At 44.0% G+C, this 13,514-nt stretch carries 12 protein-coding genes; 8 read left to right on the top strand and 4 right to left on the bottom strand.

Annotated elements, in window-relative coordinates:
* The first annotated feature begins 8 nt into the window (after positions 1-8).
* A complete protein-coding gene (locus R1T43_RS10080; RefSeq protein ID WP_317348524.1) occupies positions 9-317 on the top strand; it encodes a hypothetical protein in 309 nt (102 codons plus the stop codon).
* A gap of 117 nt (positions 318-434) precedes the next feature.
* Positions 435-719 carry a hypothetical protein gene (locus tag R1T43_RS10085; protein WP_211070982.1) on the top strand — a complete coding sequence of 95 codons (285 nt, stop codon included), beginning with the start codon at positions 435-437 and terminating at the stop codon, positions 717-719.
* Positions 720-810: 91 nt separating this feature from the next.
* Here R1T43_RS10085 and R1T43_RS10090 read toward each other — a convergent pair whose 3' ends face one another.
* Positions 811-2,004 carry an MFS transporter gene (locus R1T43_RS10090; RefSeq protein WP_317348527.1) on the bottom strand — a complete coding sequence of 398 codons (1,194 nt, stop codon included), beginning with the start codon at positions 2,002-2,004 and terminating at the stop codon, positions 811-813.
* A 249-nt stretch (positions 2,005-2,253) separates the two neighbouring features.
* The gene (locus tag R1T43_RS10095; protein ID WP_317348529.1) at positions 2,254-3,357 is read right to left on the bottom strand and encodes an NADH:flavin oxidoreductase; all 1,104 of its coding nucleotides are present in this window, start codon (positions 3,355-3,357) and stop codon (positions 2,254-2,256) included.
* Positions 3,358-3,746: 389 nt separating this feature from the next.
* Between R1T43_RS10095 and R1T43_RS10100 the strand changes: the two genes are divergently transcribed.
* The 3 genes from R1T43_RS10100 to R1T43_RS10110 are packed head-to-tail and all read left to right on the top strand — an operon-like array spanning position 3,747 to position 5,627.
* Entirely contained in the window at positions 3,747-4,394 is a 648-nt protein-coding gene (locus tag R1T43_RS10100; RefSeq protein WP_317348532.1) for an energy transducer TonB, read from the top strand.
* A gap of 55 nt (positions 4,395-4,449) precedes the next feature.
* Complete coding sequence (locus R1T43_RS10105; protein WP_247670753.1) at positions 4,450-5,016, top strand: sigma-70 family RNA polymerase sigma factor; 567 nt, start codon at positions 4,450-4,452, stop codon at positions 5,014-5,016.
* A complete protein-coding gene (locus tag R1T43_RS10110) occupies positions 5,013-5,627 on the top strand; it encodes a hypothetical protein (RefSeq protein WP_317348536.1) in 615 nt (204 codons plus the stop codon). Before R1T43_RS10105 ends, R1T43_RS10110 begins: the two co-directional genes overlap by 4 nt.
* Positions 5,628-5,801: 174 nt before the next feature.
* Here R1T43_RS10110 and cdd read toward each other — a convergent pair whose 3' ends face one another.
* Positions 5,802-6,209, bottom strand: a complete 408-nt coding sequence (cdd, locus tag R1T43_RS10115) for a cytidine deaminase (RefSeq protein WP_317348539.1) — start codon at positions 6,207-6,209, stop codon at positions 5,802-5,804.
* 129 nt (positions 6,210-6,338) lie between these two features.
* Between cdd and nlpI the strand changes: the two genes are divergently transcribed.
* Both nlpI and R1T43_RS10125 read left to right on the top strand, forming a co-directional pair.
* Complete coding sequence (nlpI, locus tag R1T43_RS10120) at positions 6,339-7,232, top strand: lipoprotein NlpI (protein WP_211070977.1); 894 nt, start codon at positions 6,339-6,341, stop codon at positions 7,230-7,232.
* A gap of 13 nt (positions 7,233-7,245) precedes the next feature.
* Entirely contained in the window at positions 7,246-8,997 is a 1,752-nt protein-coding gene (locus R1T43_RS10125) for a sel1 repeat family protein (protein ID WP_317348543.1), read from the top strand.
* Between the two features lie 4 nt (positions 8,998-9,001).
* Here R1T43_RS10125 and cysZ read toward each other — a convergent pair whose 3' ends face one another.
* Complete coding sequence (gene cysZ, locus R1T43_RS10130; protein ID WP_211071101.1) at positions 9,002-9,751, bottom strand: sulfate transporter CysZ; 750 nt, start codon at positions 9,749-9,751, stop codon at positions 9,002-9,004.
* A 284-nt stretch (positions 9,752-10,035) separates the two neighbouring features.
* On the opposite strand from cysZ, the gene smc reads away from it, so the two are divergent.
* Positions 10,036-13,503, top strand: coding sequence for a chromosome segregation protein SMC (gene smc / locus R1T43_RS10135; RefSeq protein ID WP_317348546.1), 3,468 nt, complete (start codon positions 10,036-10,038; stop codon positions 13,501-13,503).
* Positions 13,504-13,514 lie beyond the last annotated feature (11 nt).

The following is a 13,514-nucleotide window of genomic DNA, read 5'->3' on the forward strand; positions in this document are numbered from 1 at the left end:
AATAAACGATGGAAGAAGTTATTGTAGGGGAAGTAGCCAAAGGCCTCTTTAGGGCAGTTGGTTACCTAATTATTGAATTGTTTTTTTGGACCGTTTGCTATTGGGTAGGATGGCCTATTTGCAAAGCCGTAACCCTTGGTGCATACCCTAAGCAAGTTAATCTACGGCACTCAGATATTGAAGACGGAAATTTTGGCGCGCTAAATATAGCACGAATTATAGCGCGAAATAACAACCAGCACAGTGGCGCTTGGTGTGCGTTAGTGGGGCTAGCCGTCGTTATATCTGCATTCTTCTTTGTAATAACCCACTTTTAACAGCCAATGTTTTCGCTAACTACCGTTAATTAAGTCTTTATAAGTAAATAACCTGCGACATTGCTCAGGTTACATGCAATGCTCTAGGCATTAGAACAATTACCTACCAGAGCTATTATGAATTTAGATAAGTCGACAAAACGCATTGCCAAAAGGGTAAAGAAAGGATTTCAAGGCTACCCACAAATTACGTTAACGTATTATGGCGAAACGCCAGAATGCGCAAACGAAGTGGTGATGGGATTTATCGCTGAAGAAGGCGCTGCTCCACAAGAACAGAAATTTGCCAGCAAGACTGACGCAAGAACCGATGAAACCATTCAAACTACGCTACTTAAAGTGATAGAGCGCGCCGATGCAAAAACGGTGACAGAAGCTGAAGGCATTGTAGTTACAAAATAGCGCATGTTTAGCAATTTGGGTGAACCTGTCTCTTTGATTGACCCTAGTTGAATGGCTTAAGTAGAAAGCCCACGTAACGCCATAGCCTATTCTAATGACGTGTTTTAAATTTTAGCGTGAAGAAGAACACCAACAAATAACAGCTGAACGAAAACCAGTAGGGCAGTGAGGCATCTATAGCATAAAGGTATGAGCCTAAAAGCGGGCCTACCGCAAACCCCAAAGGTGGGCAAGCGCCGGCGATGCCGGCTACCGCCCCTTGTTCATCTGATGATACCGCCACCGATACCCCAGCCATAAACCCTGGGCCCGCTATTCCTAATCCTAAACCCAATACGCACATGGCTGACATAAACTGAAATTTAGTGTCACCCGAAGCTAAAATAGCAAACGCTACCATCATGATGGGCATTGAAAGCCGCAGTAACGTGAAAGGCCGTAGCTTTAATCGAGGAATAAGCAGCATTTGAACCAGCAAAGCCGATGCCGCAGAAATCATCAAACTAAATCCCACAATTTTAGCCGTGTCGGTACTGTTTAGCGTGAAGGTGTCTTGAAACCGAAAGGCTATGGTTTGCTGAACGATGGCAAAGCCCATAAACAACAATACGCCTGCAACTATTAAAGGAAATATTCTAGGGTCGGTGTACTTCAACTTTTTGGGTGTTGAAGTCTGTGTAGGCCTAGGCAATACAGGCAAAGAAAACATGGCTAATACCGCAACAGCAACGGTCACCCCCACAGAAAAATAAAGAGGCGTAAGTAAACTTATACTGGCCAACAGCCCACCAATGGCAGGCCCCAAAATTGAGCCAATATTGGTGGCAGCACCTAAAGCGCCCATACCTTTTACACGCTCTTCTACTGTGGTGATGTCAGCCATATAAGCACTTGCCGACGGCGATACGGCAGCCATTACCGTGGCATTGCCCACCCGGGTGATGATAAGCAAACCCAGCGCTGCTAAAGGGGCTAGAAAGCCTAATAGTGCAGCTTGGAATACGCCAGCGAAGACTAAAGTACCCGCAGAATAACCAAACAATCCAATCAACAGCACTTTTCGTCTACCCCAACGATCGCTAGCACGCCCCCACAAAGGGCTTATTAAAAATAACGTAAGAGAAGAACAAGATATAATGGCGCCAATTTGCACTTCTATTAGGCCAATTTCTCGACCCAGTGGCGCTAAAATAGCGAACAGAACGGTTTGCGCAAATCCAATGGCAGCTGCGGCTAATAGCAGTGTATTTTTAGCTAACTTATTAGACGGCATTGATTGTGTCATAGTGAAGATTACTGCTTAATTGAACGGTCAATGGTGAAAGTACTATTTTTATGTATTTTATGTAGGTGTTAGCCACTGTTAGTATTAGCTACTGCGGGCGTTAGCCATTGTGTTGCCAGTCAAGCAATCTCATGGACACTAGCAGCCAAGTAATTAAGAACGCTAGCTATTGTGTGTCTTTGCAAAAGGTTACATAAGCGCTGATGTCGGCGCTTATGTCACTGCTTATGTCACTGCTTCCGTAACTGCTTATGTAAGCGAAGCGAGGGCCTTTCCTGAAAATTCTTCTAGCTCATCAAGTTGATTGTGCTTAATTTTATTAGCCCAGTTTGAATCTTGTAGTAGGGCTCGGCCTACAGCCACCAAATCAAACTCACCTTTTTCTAAACGTTCAATCAAATCATCGATAGCACGGGTGTTTGAACCTTTACCAGTAAACGCGCCGAAGAAATCATCGTTAAGACCCACAGAGCCTACGGTAATGGTTGGCTTGCCGGTAAGTTTTTTAGTCCAGCCAGCAAGGTTTAAATCTTCCCCTTCAAATTCATTTTCCCAATATCGGCGCTGAGAACAATGGAAAATGTCTACACCTGCATCGCTAAGCGGCGCTAAAAACTCTTCAAGTAATTGCGGTGTTTCAGCCAGACGTGCTGTGTAATCTTGTTGTTTCCATTGTGAATAACGAAGCACAATGGGGAAGTCAGGTGACGTAGCTGCGCGGATAGCTTTAATAATTTCTACCGCAAAGCGACCACGGTTTGCCATGCTGCCACCCCATTCATCGGTGCGCACATTAGTGCCACTCCAGAAAAACTGGTCAATCAAATAGCCATGTGCGCCATGTATTTCGATACCATCAAAGCCAATACGTTTAGCATCTGCCGCAGCAGTTGCGAAAGCGTTGATTACCGATTCAATATGTTGCTGAGTCATTGGCTCTGCGCCTTGCTTACCTGGCTTGAACAAGCCTGAAGGGCCTGCACTAGGTAGTTCAGGGTAAGGGGCTTTTTCAGCAACTCGAGCCATTCCAACGTGCCAAAGCTGTGGCATAATTTTACCACCAACACTGTGTACCGCTTTTACTGTTTCTTCCCAGCCTGCTAGTGCCTTATCACCGTGAAAAACCGGAATGCGATGGCTCATATTGGCCACCGGGTCGTTCACCGTGGTGCCTTCTGTAATGATTAATCCTGTTCCACCTTCAGCGCGGCGTCGATAGTAATCAGCAACATCTGAAGTTGGTACACCTTCAGGAGAGAATTCACGTGTCATCGGTGCCATTACAATTCTGTTGTCTACTGATAGCCCTTTGTGTTTGAAAGGGGTAAATAACGCTTGAGTCTTGGTGGTCATGGGCAGTTATATTCCATAGTTGTACGCAGGAATGTACTTAAAAACTTGATAGGGTTTTTAAACGAACATTCAACGCAACAAAATTTATCTGGGAAACCTCAGTAAGCCGCTTAATCGTTTTCGTATCTCTTAAAAAGGGCGCTTTACAAGGGCTCTTTAGAGGGGCTCTTTACACGGCCTTTTCGATACAAGTTCTTCAATACAAGCGTAAAGATCTAAGGTTTCACCAGTTTGCGAGACTGAATATAGTATTAGCAGATGAAGAGGAGTCAATTTATCAATTTGAATGGTCATACCAGTGGTTGTCTGCATGCGGTTTTGATTTAGTAGAAAAATAAATCACCCCTATTGCCATCTTGTTTCGTTATTTAAGAAAACAGGAGAGCAATATGAACGCTTTTACACAACATGATGTATTTCGACCTTTTAGCGTTAAGCCACTTATTTATATAGCAATGAGTATACTTATCACCTTTGGTTTGTTCGCCGTTATGGCTAAGTTGATTGAGAATAATCAGGTGGGGAGCAAAGTTACTGAATACCAGACGGTTGGGCCAGTAGTACTAACCTTAGACGATCCTAAAGTGATTGTACGTACGCCTATAAAACCCATGGAGAAGCCTGTAGCACAACCGCCTATGGAAATACCTAAAGCGGATCCTACGCCCAATGATACCGATACAACGTTTAAGTTTACCCCTCAATTTACAACCAATACGGTGAATATAAATCCCAATTTTCAAAGTGGGAAAAAGGATATGCAAGCTTCTCCGCAATTTCGGGTAGATCCAACCTTTCCCCAAGAGGCGATGCGAAATGGTACAGAAGGGTGGGTTAAGTTAGGTTTTACTGTAGCGTTAAATGGGACGGTACAAGATATTCATATCATTGGTTCCGAGCCCAAGCGTGTGTTCGACCGTGCAGCCCGTCGAGCCCTGTCTAAATGGAAATATAAACCAAAAATAGAAAATGGTGTGCCAGTGGCTCAGCTTGATATGTTTGTTGTATTAGATTTTCGTTTTGAATCCGCACGGTAATAATACGTTTTAATTAGTTTTGTTTGTTCTTAAAGGTAATTAAGGGAGTACGCGTATGAGTTATGCCAGAGCAGGGCTGCTGATATCAGTCAAAGATTGGTTTAGTGCTCCCTTAAGCGATGAAAGCTTAATGGAACGATATGCGCGTACTGGGGAACCTAAAGTCTTATCTCGTTTATACGATCAACATAGCAATGCACTGTATTACTATCTGTTGGTGTTGAGTGATGCCGATATGGCAGCCGATATAACCCAAAAAACCTGGCTAAAGGTAATAGAAAAAAAGCACTTGTATCGCCAAGAAGGAAAATTCTTGGGCTGGCTTTTTACCCTTGGGCGGAACACCCTGCTAGACGAACTTAGAAAACAACATCAACAAAATAGCCATTGTAATCAAGTTGAAAACTTGGTGTCTGATAGCGCCCCGTTAGATGACATTCCAGACTTTCACCAACTATTAAAGCGGTTACCTTTCGAGCAAAAAGAAGCATTTTCCTTGCAACAAGAAGGGTTCACCGTGCACGAGATAAGCACGATTTGTTGTGTCCCTCATGAGACAGTTAAAACACGTCTTCGTTATGCAAGGGAAAAGCTTAGAAAAGCATTGGAGTCACAATCATGAACGACGAAAATGAACAGTTCCGTCAGGCATATCAGCACAGTAAGCATCAACGTAAGGTGCCAAGTCGCATTAAACGTAATGTGATAGGTAATGCCAAACACCATGAGTATTCACGTTTTGTAAGAGGGGAGCGCTTTTGGCAACGCGTGAGGGGTTGGCATAAAGATTGGTTTGCATTTGGCGCGGCGGCATTTGTATTGGTGGTATTGGTCGGCATTTACGACTTTAAAAGCCAAGTAAGTAATACAGCAAATATTGACACTATAGATGTGGCACTTGAAGTACACGGTTTTAGCGATGAAATAGCCGATATAGATATTAACGATTACAGCAAAAAATATAAGGCTTACAGCAGAGCTTATGAACAACAGGTAGTCACATTGAATGCCGTAAGAACAAGCGTAGCGACACTGACGAACATCGATAACCAATGGACGTTAGTAGATTGCTCGGCAAAGCAAATAACCTTGTCTGACAATCTTGTCGCGAGCATGAGAGCCCATCAGCGTATTGCCACTGGTATTGAAATTGGCGACCAAGTCGCATTAGCGTTTAATCAAAATGGATTGATCTTGAATATTACTCGTTCTGCGGCGCCGAAAATGTGCTGATAAGACCGAGTAATTACAAACGTGCTCGGGTTAAACGTAAAACAAGCAAGGCATCACAAAAACGGTGGGGATAGAAACCTAGTATTAAAACGGGTGAAAAGCGTAAGCCTTACGCGGTGTTATAACTAAGAATAACCGCGTAAGACACTATGTTTGAGCGTAGCTATTTACCTATTACTTACCTAAATCATGCGCTCTAAACGCATTAGGCAGTAATTCACCAATGGTGGTTTTGTGGGTTTCACCAGATTTAGTGACCATCACCACAGGGGTGTCATCCGGTGCAAACTCTGCAATTTTTTGTCGACAGCCTCCGCAAGGAAAGCAAAATTCGTCGTTCTGACTCGCCACCACAATAGAATGAATGCGCTTGTGGCCGTGACTAACCATATTTCCAATGGCGCTAGCTTCAGCGCATTGACTAAGCGGGTAAGCGGCACTTTCTACGTTGCAGCCTGCAAAAATATCACCTGACTCAGTAAGTACAGCTGCACCCACTTTGAAATTAGAATAAGGTGAGTGCGAGTGTTGTTGAACTTCTTGTGCTTGTTCTATTAGTTTTTTTATCTTTTTATTATCCATAACTACCTACATTCTCCCGACTTATAACTTTACTTTTTATACTAAATGCGAGAAGGTTGGCGGCATATAAAGCCGCTTACGCATCTGTAACGCGGGATGTTTTTTCTTACTTAAGAATGCTTTTTTACCATGCGTCGAAACGTTAGTCTCATCTTTTTTTTCATATCTGTTGGTATTTTAGGCGGTTGTGCACAAACTCCAGAAGTTTCTCGCCAACCACAAATGGGTAATTTACTGTTAGCAGAGCCTGCGCCAGTTAATCCTCGCTCTGAAATGGCTATTGCCCGTTACAATCAAATTTTGGGTAGCAGTGCCTTGTCTGACGAAGACAAAGCAGAGCTTCACCTACAGCGCGGAATGCTATACGACAGCGTTGGCTTAGGTGGGCTAGCGCAGTTTGATTACAGTCAGGCCATTAATCTTAAGCCCGATTTTGCAGAAGCCTATAATTCAATGGGCATTCACTACATTCAGCAAAGTGACTTTATTCAAGCCTACGATTCTTTCGATTCTACGCTAGAAATTAACCCTGAATACGATTTCGCTTTTTTAAATCGCGGCATTGCCTTGTATTACGGTGGTAGAGCTGAGCTGGCTGTTGAAGATTTAGGCTTATTTCTACAAAAAGACAATTCTGACCCGTTTCGCGCATTGTGGGCTTATTTCGCACATTATGATTTGTCGCCAGAAGAAGGTCAGGCTTATTTAGCGGCTATTCGCCCAGAATTGAACAACGAACATTGGGCAACCACACTTACCGATTTGTTCTTAGGGGTGGTCGATGAAAATGCTGTACTCAATTCGCTACTTGATGGCGTAAAAAGCCAAAAAGCATTAACCGATAGACTGTGTGAAGCGTACTTTTATTTAGGCAAGTACCATAGCCAAGATGGTAATAATGGTATTGCTTCGAATTACTTTAAGTTGGCGCTAAGCACTAACGTCTTCGATTATGTTGAACATCGTTATGCACGTATGGAACTTAACCGTCTTCGTCAAAGTTCGTCAGACGCTCAAGAGTAACAGCGCCTAAACAATGCGTGGATTAACACTAGCGATAATAGCGCTTTTGCTGATTGCGGGCGACAGCGGCCGTTACACTCAGCAGTTAGTGCGTAATGCTACATCGGCAATACAGGCTTACGATAAGCAACTTCTTACAGCCGAACCTCGCTCTAATGAGCCTGATTTGCCCGAGTCATTAATCCCCGAACAATCTTTTTCTGATTCAACTGGCTCTGATATAGCTGCCTCTGATACAGCAAGCACTGATTTAACGTCTAGTACTTCTGCGAATAACCCACCTCCATTAAAGCAAAGTGTTTACGCGCTGCTGTGGCTTGCGGCGCAAAACCATGAACAGTCTGGTACAAGTCAGGGCAGCGATAATGCTAGCGAAGAAGCGCAACGCCTTCTTATTACGCTAGCAAGTAAAAACAACGCCCAATATTGGCTTGAGCAGCTAGCTTCAATTAATAACGCTGACGCTGCATGGGCTTTGTACCAGCTACTTGGTGAAGAGGCCGCTTCCGACCGGCTCGTTCGTTTAGCTGCTCTCGGTAACGTTGCTGAAGCTCAGCTGGCTTTCGCCATGGCCACTGAGAACCCTGAAAAACGAGAAAAATGGCTAATAAGAGCGGCTGAACAAGGTTATATGCCAGCACAAGCGGCACTCGCCGATTGGTATCTATTACACGCTCAACCAGAATTAGCCAAACCTTGGCTCCAAAAAACGGCCATGCAAGATATGCAAAGTGCATTTAAGTATGGCAGGTTGCTGTGGGATGAAAATAATCGCGAAGATGCAAAGGGGTTTATTCAGCGTGCGGCCAAAGAAGGCCATAAACTAGCGCAGCAAATGGCATCCGTTATCAAGCGATACAGCCCAACAACACCTTCTAATGTGCCTCGATATACATGGCAATCAAATACAATGTGCCATCAGCGAATACAACTTGTGGCCACGTCGTTAGCCACGATTGCTCGAGCGGATAAGTTATACAAAGACTATAAGAATGATGAGCGGCTAAGCGAACTTCCATTATGTATTGCGCCGCCTATATGGCTTGAAAATAACGTGCTCGACTGTAACGCTAATTTTCAAGGGCAAGGTAATCTTGCCTGTAACGTAAAGCCGCTCGCTCCCATTGTAAAAGCGCGGGATGTTACCCACGCCATTGTGGTATCAGAGCAAGGCAAAGCCAATGTTCAAAATGGGGTGATGTACTTAGATATAAGCGATGCTTACTCAGTGATGGTGCATGAACTGGCGCACTTCTCGGGTTTCATTGATGAATACGCGCTGTCACGTAATGCCGCGAGGCGTTACTGCTCCAGCGAAGGGTTAAACACGTTTGCTCCTCCTAATCTTACTATGGACGGTGCCATTGCTTATCATCCTCAAAACACGGTAAATCGCTGGGAAACAACAGCCAAAGAAGAATTTTTACCTTTGCGGGTAGGTACGGCTAAAACCTGTGGTGCGATAAACGTAACCAGCTACAAGCCTAGCCGTGTGATCACGTTTATGGAGCACCATGATAGTGGTGTAATACCTGATTTGTATTTGTCGTTGTGGCAAGAGCAATTAGCGAATCCGGCAGCGCAGCGACCCATTTCAATGAATTTGTTCCAAGCATTTCATAAAAACGGACAGCCAGAAGAAGCAGGGCAATGGCTTGCGGCCTACGAAAGCCACAAGGCGAGTGGTGAAATGAATGCGGGTGAGGCAGCAGCAGATGCTGCTACCACTACAAATACAGGCAGTAATAACGATACCGAAGAGTAGGGTATTACACTCGTTTTCTTAATGCCTCATCACGTAATTCACTTACCCACATAGATGTAGCGCCACAAATGGCGACTGGCATAACAATAAAATTCACCACGGGAATAAGTGAAAAGATATTCACCATCACGCCAAAGGACATCGATTTGCCTTTATGTTGTGACAGGTGATTTTGCATGCGCTTAAAGTCAATTTTGTGATTATCGTAAGGGTAATCGCAGTATTGAATGGCCATCATCCAGGCAGAAAACAAGAACCATAGAATTTGCCCGAACACAGGCACAAATATAAACAGTATTAAGAAGCCTATAGCGCGAGGGATATACCAAAATAGTTTGGTGAATTCTCGTCCCAAGGTGCGAGGAATGTCTTTTACCAAGTCGAGCAATCCGTCGTCGCCCATGGCTTGCCCTGTTAAGTGCCGCTCGACTTTTTCTGATAATACACCGTTAAAAGGCGCAGCAATCCAGTTTGCGAGTGTGCCGAATATAAGGGCAAATATAAGCAGTACACTTAATACTGCTAATGGCCATAAAAAGAAATTCACTGCCGTTTTAACCCAACCCAGCCATTCAGGCACTAAGTTGATGACATAGCTTATGCCGTATTCAATTTGGCCAAATAGAAAATAAAATGCGGCGGAAAAAAGCAGGATATTGATAGCCAAGGGAACAAAAACAAAACGTTTTAGGCCCTTAGTTTTGATTAATGAAAACCCTTCAAAAAAATAATGTACACCACTTCGCGAACTCATCATTACTCCATTGCTCGGTTTTACTAAGGCGGTTTTACTGAAACATGTTACTTACACATAGTTACTGGAACATAGTTACTTACACATTATACGTAACACCCTAACGCAAACGAAATGGTAATTGTTACAAGCTGTTAGATTTGGTAAAGTCCAAGCATAATAAAAACCATAAAAATGTGCTTCCTAATGCACTTAGCCAATACGCTAAATATTTCTTTTATAACGTTTAACCCATATCAGCTGGGCACCTCTTGTTACGTAGCTATAGTGCGTAAGGTAGTGTTGTGCGCTTAAAAAAGATCAAGTTAGCGGGCTTTAAGTCCTTTGTAGACCCAACCACAATTCCTTTTCCTAGTGAAATGACTGCTGTCGTCGGCCCAAATGGGTGCGGAAAGTCGAATGTAATCGATGCCGTACGATGGGTGTTAGGGGAAAGTTCTGCTAAGAATTTACGTGGCGATGCCATGACAGACGTTATTTTTAACGGCTCTAGTGCACGTAAACCTGTGGGGCAGTGCAGTGTTGAGTTGTTTTTTGATAACAGTGCAGGGCGAATTGGCGGTGAATATGCTACCTACAGCGAATTATCGGTAAGACGATTAGTCACCCGCGATGCCCAATCTACTTACTTTCTAAATGGCACTAAGTGTCGTCGCCGTGATGTAACCGATCTGTTTTTAGGCACAGGATTAGGGCCTCGCTCTTATGCCATCATTGAACAAGGCATGATTTCTCGGCTAATAGAATCTAAGCCGCAAGAGCTGCGTGTTTTCATTGAAGAAGCGGCCGGTATTTCTAAATACAAAGAAAGAAGGCGAGAAACCGAAAACCGTATACGCCACACGCAAGATAACCTAGAGCGGTTAAATGATGTGCGAGATGAGCTTGGCCAACAACTTGAAAAGCTTCAGCGACAAGCTGCGGCGGCTACACGCTATAAAGCGTTGCGCGAAAAAGTCCGTGAACTCAAAGGGCAGTTAGCGGGTATCCGCTTTTTGAAAAATAACGAACAAACTGAAAATTTGCAGCAGGCGCTACAAGGTCATCAGCAAGCACTTGATGCATTAGTGTCTCGACAACATGGCGACGAAGCGGGCATGCTCACCTACAAAGAGCAACTGGCGCAAAATAAACAAGCCGCCGACGACGTACAGCAGCAACTATTTACCACCAGTAACGCCATTACCCGCATTGAACAAAACGAATTACATAGTCAGCAGCGCAAACAGCAAATTGAGGCCGAACTAGCCACGTTAAACGAACAAACGAACTTGTTGGTTACGGGGTTAGATGAAGCTAACCAAGCGTTAGCTTCATCTAAAACAGGTTTAGATGCCTTGTTGCCCCAGCAAGAATTAAATGATGAAGCCTTGGCGCAAGCCAAAGACATGTTTCAAAATGCCGAGCAAGAGCGCCGGGATTTCAGTACACAAAGCCGTGAGCACGAACAAATCTATCATCGCTTAAAGCAAGAAGTACAAACCTGCCACAGTCAGATTCAGTCGACAATGAACATGCAACTTCGTACTACGCAGCGTATTAGTGAGCTGAATGATGAGCTTACTCAGCTTGATACCGATGATATTAGCGAACGTATTGCGATATTGGCCGCGCAAATTGACGAAGCCGAAGTTCAGGTTAGCGGGGCATTGGAACAGTACAACGGCACCAAGGAAGCCCTAGCAAGCAATCAGCAAGCCTTAGCACAAGCAGAGTCAATGCATAGACAGCTAGATGGCGAACGACAATCATTGCAATCTACCATTGCAGCACTATCTGCACTGCAAGATGACGCTGCTACCAGCAATACAGATGTGCATAGCGACTTACAGCTGTTGTGGCAGCAGCTAACCGTGCCAGAACATTTAAATGACTGTGTGGAAACCGTATTGCGCTATTGGCATCAACCGTATATTGCCGGTTCCCTTGAAGTAAACGAATTAGTTAATCAGATAACGTTTTTGCCCATGGGCGGGCGAGTGTTTGCGCAATCCGCTTTCACTGATGTAAAGCAACCCAACACCCTGGCCGCCGCCTTGCCAAATGAACGGGTACCAGAAGCGTTCAATCATATCCTATTATGTGAAACCAATGCTGATGCACTGGGTAGTGTTAATACCCTTGCAGAAGGACAAACCTTACTTTCTCAAGAAGGGCTTTGGTGTGCCAAAGATTGGGTAGTGAGGGGCGGTGAAGTTGAGAACAGTGTGTTGCATAGAGCATCAAAACTGGCTGAATTAAGTGAAACTCTTAACCGCATTGAAAGCGATTTAACATTAGCTCAAGCAAAAGTAGAAGAAGCTGACACGCTAGTTAATTGTAATGCTGAGCAAAGTGAAAATGCCAAACTCACTTATGAAAACCTTAAAAATACCCTAGTTCAACATACTAATGCCATGTCTGTTTTGGTAATGCAAAACGAACAATTAGCGGCACGGAATGCAAAACTTAAAGACGAATTAAGCAAGCAAAACGTCATGTTAGATAAAGAAGAAGCGCAGCTTATAACATTGTCTGATCAGCTTGAAATACATGAAGCACAGCTCTCAGAATACGAAGAGCGGGTTAGTGAAGCACAAAACAACCGAGAAAAATTTGATAATAAGGTGGCGCAACTTCGCAGTAAGGTAGAGTCGTTAACACATCAGGCTCATGAGATGGCATTGAAAGTACAGCAATTGGAAAGTCATCAAAATTTATACGCGCAACAGGTAACGCGTAACCAACAGCAGCTAACCGATTATCAATCTAGACGAGATACGCTAAGCAAAGAGCTTAACGACTTGTCGGCGCCACAAGCAGTTCAAAAAGTTCAACTACAAGAATTGCTTACCCAAAAAAGTGAGCTCGAAAATAAGCGTTCTGAGTACCAATCTAAGCATGATGAAATAGAACAATTGTTGCGCGAGTCAGAAAAAGGTCAACAGGCGTTGGCTAAAGACATTCAAGAGCGCACCAGCAATATCGAAAAGCTAAATATCGAGATTGAAGGGTTTAAAGTGCGTGCTACCGCTATTTTGGAGCAGCTAGAAGACAGCAAGCTGTCGCTTAAATCTATTCTTGAAACACTGCCTGACGAGGCTGAAGAATCAAAGTGGCAGAAAGAGCTTGAAAGCACCCAAGGGAGTTTGTCACGCTTAGGGGCGGTGAACCTGGCCGCGGTAGAAGAATACGAAACCCAATCGGAACGAAAGTTACACCTTGATACTCAATATAATGATTTAACCGATGCGTTAGAAACATTACAAAGCGCGATACGTAAAATAGATAAAGAAACCCGTACCCGTTTTTCTACTACATTTGAGCAAGTGAACCAAGATTTGAAAGCCCTGTTTCCCAAAGTGTTCGGGGGAGGCTCAGCCTACTTAGCCTTAACCGACGATGACTTACTGGAAACCGGGGTGACCATCATGGCACGCCCTCCTGGTAAGAAAAATAGTACAATTCACCTTTTAAGCGGTGGAGAAAAAGCGTTAACCGCTTTATCATTGGTATTTGCGATATTTAGGCTTAATCCAGCACCATTTTGTTTGCTGGATGAAGTGGATGCACCATTGGATGATGCTAACGTTGGGCGTTTTTGTAACTTGGTTTCAGAAATGTCGCAAACGGTGCAGTTTATTTATATCACCCACAATAAGATTGCGATGGAAATGGCAAGTCATTTAACCGGTGTTACCATGGCAGAACCTGGTGTGTCTAGGATGGTAGCGGTTGATGTTGATGAAGCAATGGCTTTCGCAGAAGCATAACAAAGGGCGAC

This window comes from Alteromonas sp. CI.11.F.A3 (assembly GCF_032925565.1).
Classification (GTDB): domain Bacteria; phylum Pseudomonadota; class Gammaproteobacteria; order Enterobacterales; family Alteromonadaceae; genus Alteromonas.